21 protein-coding genes are annotated in these 21766 nt (G+C 40.5%); 8 read left to right on the top strand and 13 right to left on the bottom strand.

The genetic code is table 11. The features are described 5' to 3' along the window. Nucleotides 1-14: 14 nt before the first annotated feature. A complete protein-coding gene (locus tag METHO_RS06405) occupies nucleotides 15-1871 on the bottom strand; it encodes an AMP-binding protein (RefSeq protein WP_015324722.1) in 1857 nt (618 codons plus the stop codon). 277 nt (nucleotides 1872-2148) lie between these two features. On the opposite strand from METHO_RS06405, the gene METHO_RS06400 reads away from it, so the two are divergent. Next, the gene (locus METHO_RS06400; protein WP_015324721.1) at nucleotides 2149-3030 is read left to right on the top strand and encodes a hypothetical protein; all 882 of its coding nucleotides are present in this window, start codon (nucleotides 2149-2151) and stop codon (nucleotides 3028-3030) included. 644 nt (nucleotides 3031-3674) lie between these two features. Then, nucleotides 3675-4460, top strand: coding sequence for a helix-turn-helix transcriptional regulator (locus METHO_RS06395; RefSeq protein ID WP_015324720.1), 786 nt, complete (start codon nucleotides 3675-3677; stop codon nucleotides 4458-4460). 137 nt (nucleotides 4461-4597) lie between these two features. Here the strand turns inward: METHO_RS06395 and METHO_RS06390 are convergent, their stop codons facing one another. Beyond that, nucleotides 4598-5899 carry a M18 family aminopeptidase gene (locus METHO_RS06390; protein ID WP_015324719.1) on the bottom strand — a complete coding sequence of 434 codons (1302 nt, stop codon included), beginning with the start codon at nucleotides 5897-5899 and terminating at the stop codon, nucleotides 4598-4600. A gap of 423 nt (nucleotides 5900-6322) precedes the next feature. Here METHO_RS06390 and METHO_RS06385 point away from each other — a divergent pair, with 423 nt between their 5' ends. Continuing rightward, entirely contained in the window at nucleotides 6323-6583 is a 261-nt protein-coding gene (locus tag METHO_RS06385; protein WP_015324718.1) for a hypothetical protein, read from the top strand. 164 nt (nucleotides 6584-6747) lie between these two features. Beyond that, nucleotides 6748-7491, top strand: coding sequence for an SIMPL domain-containing protein (locus tag METHO_RS06380; RefSeq protein ID WP_015324717.1), 744 nt, complete (start codon nucleotides 6748-6750; stop codon nucleotides 7489-7491). A 166-nt stretch (nucleotides 7492-7657) separates the two neighbouring features. Here the strand turns inward: METHO_RS06380 and METHO_RS06375 are convergent, their stop codons facing one another. Together METHO_RS06375 and sugE are read right to left on the bottom strand one after the other, a co-directional pair. After that, complete coding sequence (locus tag METHO_RS06375; protein ID WP_015324716.1) at nucleotides 7658-8146, bottom strand: GbsR/MarR family transcriptional regulator; 489 nt, start codon at nucleotides 8144-8146, stop codon at nucleotides 7658-7660. Between the two features lie 47 nt (nucleotides 8147-8193). Continuing rightward, the gene (gene sugE, locus METHO_RS06370; RefSeq protein ID WP_015324715.1) at nucleotides 8194-8511 is read right to left on the bottom strand and encodes a quaternary ammonium compound efflux SMR transporter SugE; all 318 of its coding nucleotides are present in this window, start codon (nucleotides 8509-8511) and stop codon (nucleotides 8194-8196) included. A gap of 335 nt (nucleotides 8512-8846) precedes the next feature. On the opposite strand from sugE, the gene METHO_RS06365 reads away from it, so the two are divergent. Next, nucleotides 8847-9323: a DUF2798 domain-containing protein gene (locus METHO_RS06365; protein ID WP_015324714.1), complete on the top strand. Its 477-nt coding sequence runs from the start codon at nucleotides 8847-8849 to the stop codon at nucleotides 9321-9323. Between the two features lie 198 nt (nucleotides 9324-9521). Beyond that, nucleotides 9522-9908: a pyridoxamine 5'-phosphate oxidase family protein gene (locus METHO_RS06360; RefSeq protein ID WP_015324713.1), complete on the top strand. Its 387-nt coding sequence runs from the start codon at nucleotides 9522-9524 to the stop codon at nucleotides 9906-9908. A gap of 438 nt (nucleotides 9909-10346) precedes the next feature. Here METHO_RS06360 and METHO_RS06355 read toward each other — a convergent pair whose 3' ends face one another. Then, on the bottom strand, nucleotides 10347-11117 hold the full coding sequence (locus METHO_RS06355) for a class I SAM-dependent methyltransferase (protein WP_015324712.1): 771 nt from the start codon (nucleotides 11115-11117) through the stop codon (nucleotides 10347-10349). Nucleotides 11118-11140: 23 nt separating this feature from the next. Beyond that, nucleotides 11141-11419, bottom strand: a complete 279-nt coding sequence (locus tag METHO_RS06350) for a hypothetical protein (RefSeq protein WP_048831080.1) — start codon at nucleotides 11417-11419, stop codon at nucleotides 11141-11143. A 390-nt stretch (nucleotides 11420-11809) separates the two neighbouring features. Here METHO_RS06350 and METHO_RS06345 point away from each other — a divergent pair, with 390 nt between their 5' ends. Next, the gene (locus METHO_RS06345) at nucleotides 11810-12742 is read left to right on the top strand and encodes a hypothetical protein (protein ID WP_015324711.1); all 933 of its coding nucleotides are present in this window, start codon (nucleotides 11810-11812) and stop codon (nucleotides 12740-12742) included. Between the two features lie 514 nt (nucleotides 12743-13256). On the opposite strand, the gene METHO_RS06340 is transcribed toward METHO_RS06345, so the two are convergent. Then, the gene (locus METHO_RS06340; RefSeq protein ID WP_015324710.1) at nucleotides 13257-13658 is read right to left on the bottom strand and encodes a NifB/NifX family molybdenum-iron cluster-binding protein; all 402 of its coding nucleotides are present in this window, start codon (nucleotides 13656-13658) and stop codon (nucleotides 13257-13259) included. A gap of 165 nt (nucleotides 13659-13823) precedes the next feature. Between METHO_RS06340 and METHO_RS06335 the strand changes: the two genes are divergently transcribed. Then, nucleotides 13824-14078, top strand: a complete 255-nt coding sequence (locus tag METHO_RS06335) for a CRISPR-associated endonuclease Cas1 (RefSeq protein WP_048831079.1) — start codon at nucleotides 13824-13826, stop codon at nucleotides 14076-14078. 18 nt (nucleotides 14079-14096) lie between these two features. Here METHO_RS06335 and METHO_RS06330 read toward each other — a convergent pair whose 3' ends face one another. From METHO_RS06330 to METHO_RS13110, 6 genes are all read right to left on the bottom strand, one after another. Beyond that, nucleotides 14097-17342, bottom strand: coding sequence for a type I restriction endonuclease subunit R (locus METHO_RS06330; protein WP_015324709.1), 3246 nt, complete (start codon nucleotides 17340-17342; stop codon nucleotides 14097-14099). A gap of 32 nt (nucleotides 17343-17374) precedes the next feature. Next, nucleotides 17375-17545 carry a hypothetical protein gene (locus METHO_RS13640; RefSeq protein ID WP_216594297.1) on the bottom strand — a complete coding sequence of 57 codons (171 nt, stop codon included), beginning with the start codon at nucleotides 17543-17545 and terminating at the stop codon, nucleotides 17375-17377. A 68-nt stretch (nucleotides 17546-17613) separates the two neighbouring features. Next, entirely contained in the window at nucleotides 17614-18648 is a 1035-nt protein-coding gene (locus METHO_RS06320) for a virulence RhuM family protein (protein WP_015324708.1), read from the bottom strand. A 69-nt stretch (nucleotides 18649-18717) separates the two neighbouring features. Next, nucleotides 18718-19542 (bottom strand): hypothetical protein, encoded by an 825-nt coding sequence (locus METHO_RS06315; protein WP_015324707.1) that lies wholly within the window; start codon nucleotides 19540-19542, stop codon nucleotides 18718-18720. A 547-nt stretch (nucleotides 19543-20089) separates the two neighbouring features. Continuing rightward, nucleotides 20090-21232 carry a restriction endonuclease subunit S gene (locus METHO_RS13960; RefSeq protein WP_015324705.1) on the bottom strand — a complete coding sequence of 381 codons (1143 nt, stop codon included), beginning with the start codon at nucleotides 21230-21232 and terminating at the stop codon, nucleotides 20090-20092. Continuing rightward, nucleotides 21229-21750, bottom strand: a complete 522-nt coding sequence (locus METHO_RS13110) for an ORF6N domain-containing protein (RefSeq protein ID WP_015324704.1) — start codon at nucleotides 21748-21750, stop codon at nucleotides 21229-21231. Before METHO_RS13110 ends, METHO_RS13960 begins: the two co-directional genes overlap by 4 nt. Nucleotides 21751-21766 lie beyond the last annotated feature (16 nt).

Raw genomic sequence — 21766 nt, 5'->3', positions numbered from 1 at the left:
CTGCTTATCCAATGTCATTCACTTTGAAGCTCTTTGATTTCAATTTCCCGTAGTTTCTTTCGCATGATCTTACCTCCGATGGTTTTGGGCAGTTCATGCACGAAGTCAATAGATCGCGGGTATTTGTATGGTGCTGTTGTGTGCTTCACATGGTTCTGAAGTTCCTGTATCAGTTTCTCCGAAGGTTCAAAACCTTCGTTCAGTACAACAAAAGCCTTGACTATCATACCTCTTATGTTATCCGGAGACCCAATCACAGCAGATTCCTGAACAGCAGGATGTTCAAGAAGCGCACTCTCTACTTCAAAAGGACCTATCCTGTATCCTGAGCTCTTGATGACATCGTCATCGCGGCCTACGAACCAGAAGTAGCCGTCATCATCCATATATGCCTTATCGCCGGTGTAATAGAATCCGTTCTGGAATGATTTTTCATTCTCTTCATCATTATTAAGGTATTTGACAAAAAGACCCACAGGACGTGGATCAAGTGAGATGGCGATCCTTCCTTCTTCAAAGTTATTGACCTTGTTCCCATGCTCATCATGCAGCTCAATATTCCATCCCGGAGAAGGTTTTCCCATTGAACCCGGCTTGTTCTCCAGGCACGCAAAGGATGCGATAGCACAGCAGGTTTCTGTCTGGCCGTAGCCTTCATAGATGTTAAGACCTGTTCCCTCCTTCCAGACTTTGATAACTTCAGGGTTCAGCGGTTCACCTGCGCTACAACAGTGACGGAGCTGATCAAGATCGAACTTGCTCAGGTCAGCAAGTATGAGCATTCTGTAGACAGTGGGTGGGCAACAGAAGGTTGTGACTTCATATTTCTCGATCAGCGGAAGCAGCTCAGTTGCCTCGAACTTTCCTCTGGTGTCATACACGAAGATACATGAACCAGCGATCCACTGGCCAAATATTTTACCCCATGCACATTTTGCCCAGCCGGTATCAGAGAAGGTGAAATGCAGGTCGTTCTCTGTAAGGTCCTGCCACAGTTCTGCAGTGACCCTGTGACCTAAAGGATATGCATGGTTGTGAAGTGCCATCTTGGCTTTGCCAGTAGTTCCTGAGGTGAAATAGATCAGCATAGGGTCTGTGGAGTGGGTAAGTGCCGGTATTGATACCGAGTGATGTGAAACAGGTGCAGGGTACAGGAGTTCATATTGAAAACTGATCCAGTTCTCTGCTTCTCCGTCGATAACCATGCATTCTTTAAGAGTCGGACATTCATCTCTGATCTCATCGATTTTAGGTGCATTTTCCATGTCAGTGATGATCATTTTGAATTTACCTGCATTGATCCTGTACTGAAGATCACTTGGTGTCAGAAGTGTCGGACAAGGGCATACCACAGCACCAAGTTTGATCAGTGCAATTACGAATACCCACCATTCTGGAACACGGTGAAGCATCAGGAGGACCCGGTCTCCTTTGTTGATCTCGTATTTGAGAAGAATGTTTGCCGCCTGATTGGAGAGTTTCATCATGTCTCTGAAGGTGTACTTTTTCTCTTCACCATGCTGATCGACCCAGATCATGGCAAGTTTATTACGGTCTTCCTTTGCCCAGGCATCAATGACGTCATATCCGAAATTGAAATATTCAGGGATCTCATTGTTCCATTCTTCTCTTACCTTATTATAGTCGCACATATTGCGCGGGATCTCTTTAATGTTCAATAGATGTGTGTTCTTTGTAAAACAGTTATCATCTGCCTGTTCCAGCTGTGCGCGTGGAATTCTCCAGAGTCTACCTAGTTTTAATCCATCCATGGTCCCTTCCTGCAGCCATGTATGCACCGTCTTTGTTTCGACCCTGAGCTTTTTAGCCACTTCATGTGGCGTGAGATAGTGTGATTTTTCTGCTGTCATTAGACATGTCGAAGTGTTCAATGTATTTTAATGCTTTTTATATTTTATGTCTGATAACTATGCTCAGGATCAACAGAATCATATATTGACTGGTTCAAATTTTTTTCGCTAGCTACTTATACTAGCTATGTCCCATATTTTACAAAATGTAAAATGCCTAGTGACGTGTCTTAACATAATGTATTTAATTTTAGATATTTTTGTGCATCTAAATTTTAATGATTGTTGGGGATAAGGCCACTAAAACCATGTATTGTTTATGTAAGAGGTGATATGAATGCAAAAAAAACTGATCAGATTGATCCGTTTTGGGATATTTTTGTGTATTTTGCTAACGACGATGGGTATTGCCTTGGCAGAATCCGTAGGTGTATATGACAATGCTGGTACGTGGGCTTTGTGGAACCCAGATAACAATTCAGCAGATATTGTGGGATTCGGCTGGGCAGGTACTGAACCGATAGCAGGTGACTGGGATGGGGATGGTGTCACTGAGGTCGGTACCTACAATAGAGAAGGCAATAATTTCCTGATCCAGAAAGATCAAGGGTTTGATGTCATTGGTCTGGGATGGGCAGGAGTTAGCCCTGTAGCAGGCGACTGGAATGGAGATGGTGCTGATGAGGTAGGTGTGTACGACAATGAAGGTACATGGGCTCTATGGAACCCAGATACCAATTCAGCAGATTTTGTGGGGTTCGGCTGGGCAGGTACTGAACCGTTAGTAGGCGATTGGGATGGAGATGGAGTCACTGAGGTCGGCATATATAACCGAGCCGGCAATAATTTTCTAATTATGAGAGATACTATGAATTATCATATTTTTGGCCTGGGATGGGCTGGTGTATCTCCAGTTGTTGGTGACTGGAATGGTGATATTGATACTGACATCGGTGTATATGATAATGCAGGTACCTGGGCACTTTGGGACATTAATATAAGCTCAGATGAAGCTCTTGAAGTTGTGATAGGATTTGGCTGGGAAGGTACTGAACCGATTGTGGGCGATTGGGGAAGCGACGGTGAAGAGAAGATCGGTCTTTATAATCGTAATGGAAACAACTTCATGCTGATGAAAGGTGGTGGATTTGAAGTTGTAGGCCTCGGATGGACAGGCGTCACACCTCTTGTAGGGGATTGGGAAGTCAGAAACAGTTAATCTGGTTCTGATTCTCCGGGCGTATTCAAAGCTTGCAGACACAATTTTGAAATTTGCGTAACCTCCTCAAATAACTCAGAGTTATATGACCGTCAGTGATTTATACGATTAGTTAGATATTATAAATTGGTCACAAGGAAGTAGACCTAAATATGGAGCACATTCAGGACGGAGTAGAATCCGATCCCGTAATAAGCTTCATGAACGCGTAAACTCAAAGATGAAGTACATTCAGGACGGAGTAGAGTCCGATCCCGTAATAAGCTTCATGAACGCGTAAACTCAAAGATGAAGTACATTCAGGACGGAGTAGAGTCCGATCCCGTAATAAGCTTCATGAACGCGTAAACTCAAAGATGAAGCCTTGTGACCACCTTATAAACTCTTTTAATTGACTCAAATGGCTGTATAGCCATGGCTTTTTTTGTATTTCAGGAACATGATCCGACACCTACAAGTTCCATAGCATTTACTAGCACCAGAAAAACATCATATATGTGCTATATTTTTATACGTACTAGTTTTCATATATTTTTAATAAATATTATTTAGAATAGAATTGTTTTAAATAATTGTGATCCTTTAATTGTCGATTGTTTGTAACGAGCAATTGAAATTATAGTTCCCTTCAAGGATGTACCTAAATGAAAAAAAATTTGCTTGATGTTCTTTTCCTGTCAGAGAAGAGAAAAATGGTTCTTCTATTACTGAGAGATAGAGCAAGGGAAACCGAATACCTGCTCAAATCTCTGGATACTACCAGACAGGCACTCCTCCCCCAGATCAAAATATTGGAAGAACACTATCTTGTTGATCACTATGATGATATTTATGAGTTGACAACCGTTGGAAAAATCATTGTCAATGATATGGTCCCTTTACTAGATACTCTTGATACTTTTGATATAGATATCGATTACTGGAGTACTCATGAAATTGATTTTATACCATCTGAACTCCTGAAGAGAATGGGTGAGCTTAAGGACTGTGATATAGTAAGTCCGTCTCTAACAGATATATTTTCGTTCCATAGTTTATTTCATGTTAATAATAAAATGCCCGATTCGGTCTATACGGTCACTGCTTTTCTTTATCCTGAATTTGACTCGTTACTTAGAGAAATGCTTGAGAATAATATCAGTAGCTACTTTATTTTCTCTCAGGAACTGCTGGATAAAATAATAACAGAACATCATACGGAGTTTGAAACCCTTCTTAAAAATGATAACTTCAAGATGTATGTTTACAATAAGGATATGAGGGTCTTGTTCTTTACATTTGATGATACCCACCTTCTGATGAGTTTATTAAGAACCAATGGAGAAGTTGATAATAAGTACATATTATGTACCTCCAGAAAGGCTCTTGAGTGGGCAAAAGAACTTTTCGAATATTATTTAGAAAATTCCACACCAATAACTAAAATATGAACTTTTTCTTTTTTGGTTCTGTGTAAATCTATTGAAGCTTTAAAAAAATACCAATCTTATTAGTTTCCTGAAATGAAATGTCTGCTACAGAGGCGATACAGAGCTATCTTAAAATTTAAACTTTTGAGTGATATACGTCACTCCTGCAATTGGAAAAATGTCCTGAAAATCCCGATGGAATCCAGGAAATCCTGTTTGCCCATCAACTCCCTGGATGAATGCATTGCCAGCATCGGCACTCCTACATCCACCACATGAACAGGCATATATTTGCTGATCAAAGGACCCAGGGTCGTTCCTCCTGGTTGATCGGAATGGTTCACAAATTTTTGATATTTCACACCTGCCCTGTCGCACAGCTGCTGAAAAGCTGCAATAGTATCCACCTCAGATGCATAGGAACGATTGCAACTGATCTTAATGGCCATCCCTTTGTTCATTACAGGCTTATTGGTGATATCGCTCTTTTCACTGTAATTGGGATGCAGCCCATGGGCACAGTCGGCAGAGATCACAAAGAAGTTCATCGCCTGATGGATGGATATTTGTTCCGTGTTCTGTGTTTTCTCTGTTCCCATACGGATCCTTTCCAGAACATTGCTCAGTATCACGGAGTCAGCACCTTGCCTGGTCATAGAACCAATCTCCTCATTGTCCATGAATACCACCATGTTGATCCCGTGCTCATGCTTTGATCCCACAAGAGCTTCCATAGCAGTGTATACCATGGACAGATCGTCGATCCTCGGACAGGAAATAAATTCTTCATTTGAGCCCACCAGCATGCCTTCTTCATAACAATATACATTCAGGTCCATGTCCAGAATATCTTCACAACGTACCCCAGCCTCCTTAGCAACCAGTTTCAGCAGATATTTATCCTTAATCTCATCTTCAATCAACTGGGTCAAGAGAGGCTGCATTTCTTTTTGAACCTTGATCTCTATTCCTTTATTGACCTCGCGGTTCATATGTATGGCCAGATTAGGGATGATAAGTATAGGTCTTTTAAAATCCAGATGTATCACTCTTGGCTTCAGCACCTCATCGGATCTCACGGCTATTCTTCCGGCGATGGATAAAGGACGGTCGAACCATGTGTTCAGAATAGGTCCGCCGTAACGTTCCACATTCAGTGTCAGCATTCCTTCACTGTTAACCTCAGGATTGGGTTTGATCCGAAATCCGGGATTATCTGTGTGAGCAGCGATCATCTTCACACTTCTTATCGGAAACTTACCGCTTCCGACAGTAAAGCCCACCAACATGGAAGGATAGGGGGTCAGATAGTATTTCTCCGATCCATTCAACATCCATGACTCATTCATTTCCAGTTCCATAAAACCTGCAGCTTTCAGACGTTCTCTTATGGCATCCACCGTCTGAACAGATGTTGTCGCCTTTTTCATAAATCCAAAAAAATCACTGATATAATCCATATTTTCCACCTTTCTCATGATGCCCATGTGCATTCAGCTTTGCACTGGACTATGCACTGGTTTCTCGCATAGCTTCTCATTGTGTGCAAGATCAAACAAAAACAAAATCATTTTTCTTTTTTCTAGCAATGTGGTAGATAATAGATCTTCAGGATACTTAATAGTGTAAGTTTATACTGAAAAGAAAAAATATCGTAACGTAAATTGTATTGACCTTATTTTGAACTTATCAGGATAAAATTTGGAAGGATAAGACAGATAAGCCTTTTATCTTGAATGCTTATGTAAAAGAAAATATTCCGGGTTGGGTTTATAGATCAATAGGTTGGGTTTATAGAGCAATAGATTTACAGGTCGTAATTAAAGGAGAGCAGAGCTTAGTAGTACGTTGCTGAGAGAATATGAAAGACAGAAGTGAGCAATATGAGTGAATATGAATTAAGCGATGTGGAAAAAGAAACCATATACAATTGGATAATGCAAAACATCATCCCTGAAAAAACACCAAATAAAAATTATACTAGTTATGCACTTAAAAATTTGTTCGAAGCATCCCAAGATGGTTTCTTTATCACAAATAAGCAGTTTAAAGAAGCGATGGTCAGATGTAATTTCGTACCCGTAAATAAAAATAAATTGAACTGGGAATTCCGGATCTCTTTAAAAGCTCCGGGGTTGAAATAAGCTAAATTTATTCATATCGTCATCAGTCTTTGCATATAACTGCAAGTTCATCTGAAGTTTAGCCAATTCTTTAATATGTATAGCTCCCTATATAACATGCAATAACCGGCCATGACAAGACAGACTCACCGGTTAACAATGCACCTAACAAGGAGAGTGTGAAAATGTCACAGGAAAATCAAAAAGATAGATCCTATTTAGCTATCATTGCGCTATCAGTTGTCCTTGTGGTGATGGCGTTAACGATATACGCCATCTCGCAGAGTGGATCAAATACTGCAGACACAATAACCATGAGCGGATACGCAGAAGAGAAGGTAGTGCCTGACACAGCCACCTTAAGCATAGGTGTGGTGGTCCAGGATGATACTGCAAAGGCCGCATCTGATCAGAACGCAGCCCTCATGAGCGCTGTCGTCACAGAACTCAAGGCATTGGGTCTGGAGGACCGGGAACTACAGACATCCTATGTCTCTGTGTATCCTGTCTACAACTATGACAAAGAACAGAATATCACAAGTTACTCTGCATCCAACAGTGTGCAGGTCACAACCACAAAACTCGGCAACCTGAGCGAGATCATCGACAGGTCAACAGCTGCAGGAGCCAATCAGATAGGAAGTATTTCCTTCTCAGTATCTGATGACAGGCAGGAACAGCTCCGTGAGGACCTTATGAACAAAGCCATAACCGATGCTTCCACAAAGGCCAATGCACTTGCCAGCAGCCTGGATCTTAAGGTTAAAGGTGTGCAGACAGCATCCATATCCGAGAATGGAAACTCCAAGGTCTACTATGCAGTGCCAGAAGCAGCAGCAGATGCAGCAGCAGGACCTGTTGCCACACCAATTGAGCCAGGAGAGTCCACTGTTTCAATTTCAGTACAGGTCACATACTACATCGGATAAAAGGCAGACCTATCTACCAACCGTCATGCAAACCCAAAACACGGGCTGCGGACGGTGGTCTTTTTTCTGTTTTTCGATTCATGTTTTTAAAGTATCCTACTTAAGCTACATTTATATCAATACAGCACTTTGCCATCGTTCTATGTGACCTGGAGTTAGTAATAGATCAAACTTGATTATTTTTCAGATGATCAATTTGTTGATAGATATAATGGATCAATGCTTCGAACTTATTAATTTCAGATAGATAATTCTCATATGTATGGAGCTTTGTTTTTTGTTCCTGTGTAATGGCATTTTCCCTATATTCTTCTATAAGGGGCTTTATTTTCTTTTTTGCAATGTCCAATTCGGTTGCAAATCCATTCCTGATTTGTGTAGCAAAGGCATCTAACAGGTTTTTTTCCATATACAGATATGTTTTGCGGGATCCTGGCTTGTATACCCGCTTTATGCTCCAGAATTGTTCGATATGCTTGATCTTAAGGCTGATGGAAGCAAGACTATATCCGGTTCTCTGTGCTAATTCCTCCATACTTATCTCATTTGATTCAAAGTTAAGTATCGATAGGATCAGTGCAGTGATATCATCGACTCCATAGCCTTTAAATATCTCCTGACCGATGTCAATTATCTTTTCTTCAACATCATTCATTTTTCTCACTCATGGATCAGAGTATTGTACTCAAGGGAAACAGGTGATCAGGGTGATACCAGTTTTAATCCGCCAATACCAACAACGATCAATCCGATAAAGAAGATACGTGTTATGTTGACAGACTCATTGAAAAGGTATATTCCCAATATTGTTGTGCCAATAATACCGATACCTGTCCAAACTGCATAAGCTGTGCCAACAGGCAGTGTTCTCAAAGCTCTTTCCAATAGATACATGCTTAAAATCAAAGTAATGGCCGTAAATACCATTGGATAGAATCTGGTCAATCCGTCACTGTATTTCAGACCTATCGCCCAAGCTGTTTCAAATAACCCTGCAATTATTAAAATAATCCATTCCATCTTATTCCTTTCACAGATTTTAATAAATATTAAAAGCTGCAGATGTTAAATATGTATTTATATTTATTGGAACAAGGTTTTGTTTAGGGTGCGAACTTGGACAGTTTCTCTATTTTGCTGTAACTTCCCTGCACCTCAGTCTATTCAGGTACAGGACCATCATATTTTTCAACATTTTAGGGACGTGCCAATAAAAACAATAGCGTTAAGTTTATCATTTATCTGTTACTATGTCGTGGCTATAAGAAGATGTCAACTTTTTTGATATACATAAACACTCCTTGTGTTAAACTTTCTTATGTTGTATAATTTTTTCACGCACACAAGGTGAGAATTTGATAAAAAATAAAAAAGAAAATTTAATTCATACATTTATTTTTGTTTGCTTTATGGCATTTGTAATGACAGCATACAACACAACAATCCATCAAGGGTTTTCTGCAGATATAATTAAAGTGACTTGGTTAAGTTTCCCTCTTACTTTTATAGTGGCATTTACACTTGAATATTTTATTGTAGCAAGGTATGGGATGAAATTAGTGTTCAAATTACACAAACACCATCACACCTCTTTTCAGAAAAGAGGTATAACTGCATTAGTTTTTGTTGGTGGAATGGCAACTTTAATGTCATTATTTTTTTCAATTTCAACAGTTGGTTTTTCAAAAGACCTACCTTTAACCTGGATCTCTAATCTTGCTATCAGTGCTGTATTTGCGTATCCTCTGGTAGTGTTTGTTGCAGGTCCACTTGTTGGTTTTATATTTAGAATGATATTCCCAGAAGGTTGTATTGTTGATATTGCGAAGTGATTTTCGTAATTAAAAACCTTCTTTTTTGTTTTTCCCACATATTTGTCTTCATTATAATATCTTTTAACACACTTAAATAAACTGTAATTTATTTACCCCTTAAATATGAGATTTCAAACCCATTGATTTATATTTTATAAAAACGTAGTTAATTATACTAGTTTGAAATCATTTGATTGAAATTAATGGGGGGCTAATATAGTACAAATAGAAGGCAAATGCAAGGAAGTTCTAGATAATACAGAATGGGTTGCCATTGCAACTTGCGGAGATAGTGGTCCACATATGGTGGCTACATGGGGGGGATATATGAGAGCATTAAAAACTGAAGATAGCGGAATAATCGTTATTCCGGCCGGATTTTATAATATAACCGAGGAGAACCTTAAAAAGAACCCCCAAGTGGAGATGCTGATAGCTTCAAAGAAAGTCCAGGGGACCAATAGCCCTGGTCAGGGATGCTGCATTTCTGGAAAAGGAGAAGTTCAAACTTCAGGAAAATATGCTGATCTGGCAAAATCAAAATTTTCTTGGGCAAGAGGGGCATTGGTTATTACTATTGAAAAAATTAATACGCAACTGTGAATAAAATCTATGAATATATGTTGCCTAACTCTATGAGAATAGTACCATTGTTCTTGGAACATCTATAATTTCTACAGTAATTGGGTGCATCACATTTGTTTCAATACTGGGTCATTATTTTCCTGATGTTGCCTGACATTTTTTTGCAAGCTACAAATTACTCATGAAAAATCACCTTCATAATCAAATGTAGGCAGTTGTGTCTTGTTGAAAATGAGATTGGACACATGACAGGCAAAGAAGCCATTGAACTTGTCAGAATGAAGAAAAAATGTGGTTGGCGAATAGCATAAATGGGGATGAGTAGTAGAGCAAAAAATTTAATTAAAAACGATTTGTATTCGGATATGACCTGCTTTTTATGAGCAAGTCACTCCCCATATACGATAGTAGATATTGTTTTCCTTTGATTTCTTTTCAAGTTTCAGGTTCATTTAATTATTTATCAGTAACAGGACATTTATTTGCGTTCTTCCGAAAAATGTAGAATGCATAACCATATTCATCTGGATACTCTCTGAAGAGCTCTATCTCTTTTCTGTTAAAACTAAGAATCATTTCTGCATCGGTGTTTTCTTTATAGCTATCACTGATGTCATGGACTCTTTTTTCCAGATGGGAGTAAAAATCATGCCATGTCGAAGCTGGCAGTTTAAAGTGGTCAATGATATCATATCCTGCTGCCGTGATAACTTTTTCAGTGTCAGGTATGTTCATGATACCAGGATATATATCCTGCCAGAATTGAAGCACTTTCGAAGAAGGTTCATCCGTGAACCATGTGTTCTCTGTCACTGCCATGTAACCCCCTTCTTTCAGAAACTGTTTCCAGTAGCTAATTCCTTTTTCAAGACCAAGGATAAAGATGGAGCCTTCTGCCCAGATTATGTCGAATTCTCCGGCTTCAAAAGGCAGGTCATCCATGGAAGCACAAACCGTGGTAATCCTGTCATCAAGTCCTTCTTTAACTGCATTTTCCATCAGTTTATCCAGAAAAGGCTGGTAAATGTCAGTTGCAGTGATGTGACAATCGTTGCAGATCTTCGCAAGATGTATTGTCTGCATGCCCACACCACAACCAATGTCAAGGATCTTAGTGCCTGCAGGAAGGGAAGAAAGCAAATTAAAGGCTTTTTCAGTACATTCATTACTGCCAGGACCCTGCCTGGGCAATCCATCAAATATCTCAAAAATTGGCGATTCTGTCATAAAGCTTGTAAATAGATAACTGTTTAAATCTTTTGTGGTCTCGGGCTAATGATTGCGCTTTCATCAATATTGTTTGCTTCCTTTCCTATGTAAATAACATCATCAGCCTGAACATGCTTTCTTTCCAGAATAGCCACATCATCATCAAACTTGTTCTTTGTATGATCTACATATTGCATTATGATTTTACTTAGTGGTTTGAAGTAATGTGATCCTTGCTTAATCTCTCCTGTTTCATAATCAATGAAAGGCTCATACACTATTTCCTGGGGATTGGTAGAGAAAGGGGCTAAGGGTTTCACAGATTTACCATTCTCTTTTATTATCTGGAACCCCAGGTTGTAAAAGTTGAAGGGTTTTATTCGTTGCCCTCAGGTTTTGTTTTCATTAAGTATCTTAAACCTGGCCAACACCCTGGGGGTAGAACCAGTAAGCTTCGAAATAGCATACACCCTAGAATACTTAGCCTCAATATCTACAGAACTTATGGTTTTGTAGTACTCCTGCCTCTCGTTGGTCTCAGTGCATTTGTACTGTATATGTTTGGTGGAAAGAAGGAGTGAAATCCCTTCTTTCAGTTTTATACTATTTTGTTTATATATTATATTTTATTACGTTTAAACGATATCTATTTACATTGGAATTGAGAATATATTAAAGAAATTGAAAGTAAAATATTGAGTTGGTGCACGGTGAAGAAGACAAATATATCCACAAATCAAGATTCAACAACGAAGAACCCAAATCCACCCATAATTAAAAGCCAAAAAGGGAAGAGGACAAAATTATCCAAAGATCAACTTTTAACTCTATTAATAGGATTTTTAACCCTAGTTGCAATGCTTCTAATTGGTTTTGTTAATCATCAGGATGAATTATCGGATGAATTATCGGACTTTAGTATTTCTGTTGACCCAATGGAAGGAAAAGTTGAACAGGGAGGAGTAGTACAAACATCAATCACTGTTGAGAGTATAAACGGATATGATGAATCGATTAGCCTCAGTTCAAGTCAGCAACCTTCTGGTGTTGTGACCACATTTATTCGACCCATTGGAGGAGCTTCTCCCTCATATACTTCTAATTTAATGATAAATGTTGATAAAAGTGTTTTAATAGGTAAACACGAAATTGAGATTAAGGGTCAGGGTGCTGATGGAAAAATGCACAGTACCTATTATAACCTTCTCGTGGTTCCGCATAACAACATAGAAGACAATATCACAAATTACGCAGTGAAAGATGATCCTGCAGTTTCTATAGTAGAAATTACCTATCCAAACGATAATACTTTAGTTGATTATCAAGAAACTGTGAAAGGAACATCAAAAAACATACCCGAAGGAAGTACAATATGGGTTGTAGTCCTTTCATCTAATCGTTATTATCCTCAACCTAACTCTGCTGCAATTAGTAGTAATAATGGAGAGTGGTATTCTCCTGCCTACCTTGGCGAGCCATATAGTACCAATGTAAAGATGGATATATGTGCCATTATTGCAGATAGTAATACCCAACAAGATTTTGAAACTTACCTTGCACAGCCAGCAGACAAGAGGAAAGGACTAGATCGATTACCAGAAGGTATAGTTTACGATCAAATTACAGTAGAGAGAGGTAGTTGATTTTTAAACAAAGCAACAAGAGATCGTAAATAAAGTTAGAGACCGAGCTTGTATTAAAAATCCTTATATTATTTTTTTGGCCATAACAGATGAGCAATGAAATCTCTGTATGTTCTGATTTTATTCATCAGCACATTTGTTAAATGATCGCAGACTATAATATTATTTACAAGTAAATTATTAGACTTTGTCATTATGGCTAAAAAAAGGCAATTCCTGAGAAATATGACTTCTGTTCCAGGATAGACCAATACAGAAGACCAGTATCAGCCGGTGATATGGTCAATTTTATGCTCAAGAGCCTTTCAGATTCCGTGTTGATCTTGCAGTAATCAATCTTGTAGAAACTGGGAAAATTAATCCTAATGACTTAATTAGAACTGAAAGTTCTTCTCTAAGGATTAAACCATCTGGCACAAAAGGAGAAAACAATTGCCTGCATTCAGACAATTGTATTGCAGTAATGGAGTTTGCCACATTAGGTGGCAATTCTCTTTTATGTTTCGGCAGCAGCTCAGCTTATTGAGACCTGACTGTGACAGCTGCAATTACAACTGCAGTCGTCATGATTGTGATCATGTTCATGGCTGTCGCAGTTACCATTCTGGTTCTTTGAGAGAGCACCGGACTCCCACGCATCAATGGCATCTTTTATCGTTCCAGATGCACCGAGGAAAACATCGATCCCTCTCTGCTGGAGCATCACTGCAGCACCCTTTCCAATACCTCCACAGAGCATTACATTCACACCGGCTCCAGCCATCAGGTCAGCAGGACCTTCACTACCATTTTTCATTACAACGGAATATTCCCCAGTCTCTGTGTCAAAAACAGTGTAGGCAGGTGCCCTTCCAAAATGCTGGCTGACTGCGTCATCGCTTCCGCCTTTTCCCATACATGGTACGCTTACTTTCATGATATCGCCTTATAAATGATCATTATGTTAAGATTTTGATCTGGATCCTGAATCAGCATCCTAAAGAGGATACTAACTAATCCAATACAGATATTATGTACATAAGAATTAAAGTATTAAAGCCTTGTCCAGCATGTATATATAGTTGTACGCATTGGCGCAAAAATGAGAAATAAAAAGAACGGAGTTCACCATATCAAAAATCAGGAAATTATGGGTGTTGAAGGTGGGGTTGCCTACAAATATTGGAATGAGTTCTCAAAAGCCATTCCTGAGAAATACGATTTTGAATCAAGGATTGATTCGAGCCGGAGGGCCACAGGGGCAGGGGACATGGTTAATGCCATGCTTAACTACGGCTACGCTTTGCTAGAAGCTGAGTGCCTGCGTGCTATCAATGCTGTGGGGCTAGATACTTAAAAATATTCTATTCGATAATTAAACATCCTTTGTTATTTCATCTGCGATCAATTCCGCCTGCCTGAGCACGGTTTCCGTAGCCAGTGCCTGCATATCAGGTGGATAACCATATTGTCGCAGGGTCCTTTTTACAATTACTTTTAATTTAGCCCTGACGCTTTCTTTAATTGTCCAGTCGATGGATGCGTTTTGTTTTACCTTTTCAAATAAAACAACAGCTAATTCTCTCAATTGCTCTTTTTGCATTACTTCTCTGGCACTTTCATTATCCGCAATTGCCGTGTAAAAGGCATATTCGAATTCAGACAAACCCATTTCCTGAGGCTCTTTGTCCATCCGTTTGATCTCTTTACTGAGTTTGATTAATTCCTCGATAACCTCAGCTGCAGTTAAGACCTTGTTATGATATCTGACGATGGAATTTTCCAGCATTTCCATTAATGACCTGCTCTGAACAAGGTTCTTCTTTGTGCGGGCTCTTATTTCATCATTGAGCAACTTTTTCAGGACTTCCATGGCTAGGTTTTTGTGTTCCATATTCCGGACTTCTGCAAGGAAATCTTCTGACAATATGGAAATATCCGGTTTTTTAATCCCGGCCGCATCAAATACATCTATCACCCGTTCGGTAACAAGGGCCTTATCAATAACCTGTCTGATCGCAGTTTCAATTTCCTCGTCTGTTTTTCCGATGCCGGTACTGTCAAATTTTACAAGCCTGGCTTTTACTGCCTGATAGAACGATATCTCATCCTTTACATCCATTGCCTGTTCATGCGGGATAGCAAGGGAAAATGTCTTTGATAAAGCAGTTACTTCATCAATATACCTTTTTTTGCCATTTTCCAGACCCAGGATATGTTCTTCCGCTTCAAGTATGATTGACAGCTTTCTGGATGTATCCGCTTCAAAGTAATCCTCAAAGGCAAATCCATGGAACATCTGGGATACGATCTCCAGTTTCTCAAGCATTAACTGAACTGCTTTTTCCTGAAGGACAGCAGGATCGCCCTTCCCTCCGCTATCAGAGTAGAAGGATAAGGCTTCCTTGAGGTCGGAGGCTATTCCCAGATAATCAACTATCAGGCTGCCGGGCTTGTCTTTATAGACGCGGTTTACCCGTGCGATGGCCTGCATGAGGGTATGACCTTTCATTGGCTTGTCGATGTACATTGTGTGGAGACACGGAACATCGAAACCCGTTAGCCACATATCCCGGACTATCACCAGTTGCAGTTCGTCCTCCGGGTCTTTCATTCGTTCTGCCAAAACCCTTCTTTGATCTTTAGTTGTATGATGTTTCGATATTCTGGGACCGTCGGAGGATGCGGAGGTCATAACCACCTTGATGGCACCTTTGCGGAGATCGTCGCTGTGCCATTGCGGTTTTACTCTGATCATCTCCTCATACAGGTCGGCAGCTATCCTTCGTGACATTGTAACGATCATACCTTTGCCTTCGAACACTTCCTGTCGTTGTCCGAAGTGGGTTACAATATCCTGGGCTATCTGTTTTATCCGGGCTTCACTGCCTATCAAGGCTTCCAGCTGGGTCCACTTCGCTTTGATCTTCTGGGTCTCTGCAAGGTCTTCTTTATCCAGCTCTTCATCCAGTTCCGCGACAAGCTTTTTTCCTTCACTGCTCAGAGCGACTTTTGCCAGCCTGCTCTCATAATATATCTTTACCGTGGCGCCGTCCTCAATAGATTGCGAGATATCATAGATGTCAACATAATTACCAAAAACAGCAGGCGTGTTCACGTCTGTTTTCTCTATGGGCGTACCGGTAAAACCAAGGAAAGTGGCATTGGGAAGGGCATCACGTGTGTATTTAGCGAAACCGTAAACGATCTTTTTGCCGATCACGTTTCCCTGCTCATCTTTAACGTCAACATGTTTTGCCCTGAAGCCGTATTGTGTCCGGTGTGCTTCGTCAGCTATCACAATGATGTTTTCCCGGTCTGAGAGTTGCGGGTAGACGTTGCCTTCTTCGGGCTGGAACTTCTGGATGGTGGTAAATACGATGCCGCCTGATACGACGTTCAGGAGTTCTTTTAAATGGTTCCTGTTCTCTGCCTGTACAGGCTCTTGTCTGAGGAGTTGCTTTGAAGCGGCGAAGGTGTCAAAAAGCTGATCGTCAAGATCGTTCCTGTCGGTGATCACCACGATGGTGGGGTTATCCATTGCGAGTACGATCTTCCCTGCGTAGAATACCATGGAAAGGGATTTGCCGCTTCCCTGGGTGTGCCAGATGACGCCGCCTTTGCGGTCCCCTACGGGCTGTTTTTTCACTCCGGGAAGACCATAGCTTTCGGGACTTTCATGCTGTATACCTAAAGTATTCCAGTCCCACTTCTCCTTTGCAACATAACCCGATGCCCGGAGCGTTGATTCCACCGCCCGGTTAACTGCATAGTACTGATGATATGAAGCGAGCTTCTTCACGGTCCGGATGGTGATGATACCGGTCGTAGAGTCTTCTTTTTTTGATTTTTCAAAAACGATGAAATGCCGGAGAATATCCAGGAGTGTGGTTTTTTCAAGCATCCCTTTAATTAGTGTTTCAAGCTGTCCGATGAGCGGTGAGGCTTCGACTCTGCCGTCCGAGCTTTTCCATGTCATGAACCGGGTGAATCCGGCGGAGAGGGAACCTGACCTGGCTTCCAGCCCGTCGGAGATGACCATGAAACCGTTGTATGCAAATAAAGATGGGATGGTTTGTTTATAGGTCTGCAGCTGCCTGAATGCAGATCTTACGGTTGCGTTCTCATCTGCGGGATTCTTGAGCTCGATAACCACAAGTGGCAGACCATTGACAAAAAGAATGATATCCGGACGTTTGTTCACATCGTTCTCAATGACAGTGAATTGATTGGCAACAAGGAATTCGTTATTTTCAGTATCGTTAAAATCAATGAGCCAGACCAGGTCGCCTCTGTCATTTCCGTCTTTTTGGTAGCTTACATTTATGCCCTCTGTGAGCATCCTGTGAAACGTCTCGTTGTTGGATATGAGTTCTGGCGAATTCAGGCGCCGGACCTGCCGGATGGCGTCTTCCCTTGCATCTGCCGGTACGTTGGGATTAATCCGGCCGACGGCTGTGCGCAGGCGCTCCAACAACAGCACATCTTCGAACCTGTCCCGTTCGGGAGTGTCGCTGTCCGGGGCGATGTCAGGAGCATAGACGTACCGGTATCCCTGATGTTCCAGGAGTTCGATGGCGAATTTTTCTATTCCGGACTCTGTGATCTTATTCATGGACATTCCTGGCCTCTTTAATGCACTGTATTTCCCTTTCAGAATCGGTTACCATCTGTCTGAACTACCGAGAAATCCTCGGTAGTTGCAGTATCATCAAGTTCCTTCTCTTTGTAGATGTTTTTAAAGTGCAGCGAGATGTTGTCTGCACTGCATCCGAATAACTCTGCCATCCCGCTTTTGAGGCAGCCAGACGTTTTCATTGGCATAAAGCACCTCAATGTTGATGTCCCCGTCATTTGTCCGGTAGACCGTAGTCTGGTAGTCGGGCAGTTTCTTAGTTGTAGTCATCCGTACTCTCCATGATGCGCCGGACCTCTCTGTCAAAGTCGGAGATATAATTTTTATCCTGTGTTACCCGGTATTCTTCGTATTCCTGTTCGGCTTTCAGTTTTGCTTCTAATGCGCTGACCCTGCCTTTGTCCTTCAGTATCGGATAGCTGGACAGTTCAAGGAAGTTATGGAGGAATTCGCTCCATTCCTGCATTTTCATGAGGATGTGGCGTTGTGCACGGTTTTCTGCGAGGTCGAGATAGGCAGAGACAAGCCTGTTCAGTTCCCTGATATGGGCTTCCCCGAGGTAGTTCTTGGCAACTGATACATCGGATTTCAGTATTTTCCCGTCGGGTGCATGTTTCCAGTTTGTCAGGCCCATGTGTAACTTTGTTGCATCCGCTGAATCATAAATGATCTCTGCCGCCGTTTTCCCGGTGATTGCCCAGTGCAGCTTGTTCTGTACCGTGGCAAAGAATTCCTTTGTTTGCGGTGCATTTTTGTCATAATCCGCAGAAAGTGTGTAGATGTCGGTGATCTTCTGGTAGAACCGCCGCTCGCTTGCACGGATCTCCCTGATCCTCTCAAGGAGTTCCTCGAAATAGTCCCTGCCGAAAACCTGCTTCCCCTGCTTGAGCCGTTCATCGTCCAATACGAACCCTTTGATGATGTATTCCTTCAGGGTCCGGGTCGCCCAGATGCGGAATTGGGTTGCCTGGAAACTGTTGACACGGTAGCCAACCGATATGATGACATCGAGGTTGTAGTATTCCAAGTCTCTTTCCACCTGCCTCGATCCTTCCATCTGAACTGTTCGGAAATTCCGAACAGTTGAATCCATCTGTAATTCCCCTTCCGCATATATTTTTTTAATATGCTCGCTAATCGTTGCTTTTGATTTTCCGAACAGCTCACCGATCGATTTCTGAGTCAGCCATATAGTTTCATCCTGTAATCTGACTTCCGCCTTTACGTTCCCGTCATTTGAGGTGTAGAGGATGAAATCTGACTGGTTGCTGGAAAGGTGGTTTTTATTCATGGGTTTCTGGCTCCGCATGGTTGGTTGCTGGTGTGGACATGTTTACAAATATCTCATTTATGTTTTCAATTAGCTGCTACTTAGTGTCAACGTAGAATTGGCAAGTCTTTTTTCATTGCCTAGCGGAGTTGTATAGTATCTCTGCTCGATACCGTATAATATTTTTTTTAAATGATTCTCTGTGCTGACAAGAAAAGCTTCACCGTTAACCGGAACGTCTCCACAATAAGAACGAATATATTGGAAAATCTGTCTTTCGTCATCTTCCGTGAATTGGTTTAATATATCAATTGCTATTGCTATACGTTTTCGATTAGACGTTTTCACTGTGTCACTAGTAAATGTTCCAGCCAGAGAAATAAAATTGTGATTCAAAAAATCATCGACTTCAGCTTGAGTAGCTTCCCGGTAAAGTTCCTCAATACCTCTGAACATTGATTTGATTCTGGCAATATTCTTAAAATAAAGAATATCGTCATTTATATTATAAGCTGCATCGACAGAACTATTGAGAATAATGATTGATCTATTAATTTCAAGTCTCGGTGCGCCTGAAATATCTAACCACTTTTTATTCAATAATCGAGTTGAAGACATTTTCTGAAACAGAAAAAAATCTCCTTGTTTACTGCATAAATAATTAATTTTAGAGTATTGTTGTCTGGTTATTTGGTTATAATGAGTGCTATCAAATGGCGTCCCAATCAGATCATTCTCATAATTACGGCTCAAAAAATTGTCCAACTTATACCATTCATCATCTTCAAGCGTATACGATGTTGTGTATGTATGGGTATCTGATAAGTCAGGTAAATCAAATAAATCTCTTTCATCAGACATGACTTTCAAGATTGCACCATTTCTACCGATTATTTTTGCTAATAAATGGTTCATAGTACCTGCCTTCCCATATCCATAAATGTATAATTATTGATACGCTTTAAATTCTCAAATTCCGCATTTTTTGGCTCTTTAAGTTGTTTTTGTGTTATTACTAATATTTTAGTATTGTTATTAGTCTTTATATAATAAAAATTAAATCCAATCAGTAAAAAGATGGGATTAAAATACGATATTCTGGAATGATAAATAAAAATGCAGATTATTCCAAAAACATAAAGAAATACCTCTATGTTCGGTGCACTCAAAGCGACAAAAAAATAACCTAAATAACTCGGCAAGAATGCATCATTGGCAGGTTCAATGACAGATATTGACAATTTATCTATTGTATCTGTGTCTAAGAAGTTAGTAAGATGAACGCTTATCAATGTAAGTAGAAAAATAAATCCAAAATACAATAGGTAAGAAATTACGGCTGGCAAATTTGAAAGGTAAGGATGCAACGGGTTTAGGACAACGTCTTCTTTAATGAGAAATACCAGCAAAGAAAGTAATAATGAGTTTAGTGTCAAGAAAAGTTTGAAAAGATGTACAATCACTATCCCACATCCTCACATTCCACCCTCACTTCCCCGCTCATCAATTTAGGCAGCAGCGTATCCCGCATTTTTTCGAGGGTGTGGATTTGCTTTGTATTCTTTCTTAATTTATCTATGAATGTTGAACTAAATTGGTTGAACTGGTTCAATTTATCTAAAGGTGCAATTTTAATTTCTGTAGACAGAGCGAGGTTTCTATTTAATCCAGGGACTGCTGAATCTGAGTCCATTTCTTCAAAGCTGAGTGTCTTTAATAAGAAGTACTCATACAACAATCCTGCAGATTCAACTTTAGATTTAACATAATATGTAGTGTCAATTGGGAAAAAGTTATCCCATAAGTAAATAACCTTTCCAAGAGTGCCTTTTCTTCCAATAACAATTCCGGGACCTTCAACCAAAAATTCAGAGTGATAGCCAACAATACCACTTGAACCAATTACTGGATAACCTGTACCTGTTCTTATTTCATTTTTCAAGCCTTTACCATAAAAAAGATCAATAACATCACCCAATGTACCTTCTTCCCACCCCTCATCAGCCTCCTCCACAAACCACTGCCTGAACAGCGTTTCCGCCATAGCCTCAAGAGTCTTGTTCTGGCGGTGGAGCAGGTCTATCTTGTCGTCGAGGCTGGAAAGCACGGAGGCGATGGCGCGCTGTTCGGGGAGAGGGGGGAGAAGCAGTGGAATGCTTTCAACAACTTTTCTTTCTGCAATATTAATCTGAACAGAACCATGGGAAGCTTGTGTGAGTAATGCAAACCCTTGCCTTGAAGATAAAAAATAATATAGATATAAGAGTTCTATTTTTTTTGTATTTACCCTCAAAGTTAGTAATGCTTGGCTAATTATTCCCTTTGGATCTTCTTCTTTAATAATTGAGATTTTGCCAACTGTACCGGAACAGCTAATTATCAAATCATTCGTCCTTACTTGAAATCTTTTAAGTTCGTGAAATTTATCCTCATCTATAAAGAATCGGAAATCACGACTATTGTATATTGCATTTTTCTGTTCGTAGACCGGTACCCCAGAATCTTTCATTTCTCCACGCTTAAGAGAGGAACCAAAAGGACCACGAATATATCCTTTTTCAACGAGAATATCACCAAGTTCAGTTTCCTTCCACTCCCCCGTCACTTCATCCCCTCCAGCCTCGCAATATTGCGTAGCAGGTTGCTTCGCAATTTCATCCAGTACAGACCGGAAGCAGTACAACTTTTTGAGAAATTAAAGTATTCTTTTTTAAAAACGTGTTCTATGGTCGCATTTTGCGACCTTAAATTATTGTATTCCTTTGCAGACAGTTGAAACCCAAATTCTTCAGAAACGCGCCCGCATGCTGTTTTGAAGGTATCGCATTTTGCGATGCCATGGTCTTCATCGGACATCACAATCTGTGATTTCCAGTTCGAAAATTCTTCATCATTCTCTAAGATCACAATTTGTGATCTTAAACGCTCATATTCCCCGGTGGTCAGTTGAAAACAGAACTGCTCCGGAAACCTGTCTTTGTTCCTTTTGACCGCTTGGTTCAATACTCTGGTCTCAACATGATAGAGAGCTGCCAGATCCTCATCCAGCGTCACCTGTAAGCCTCGAATCGTGTAGATCCGGCTTTGGATCTGTTCCGGTACTATCAGTTCACTTCCACCCATCGCTTCAACCTCTGGC

Origin of the sequence: Methanomethylovorans hollandica DSM 15978 (genome assembly GCF_000328665.1) — an archaeon.
Taxonomy (GTDB): Archaea; Halobacteriota; Methanosarcinia; order Methanosarcinales; family Methanosarcinaceae; genus Methanomethylovorans; species Methanomethylovorans hollandica.
The sequence above is the reverse complement of the archived record's forward strand: the minus strand, read 5'-3'. Positions and strand labels throughout refer to the sequence as shown.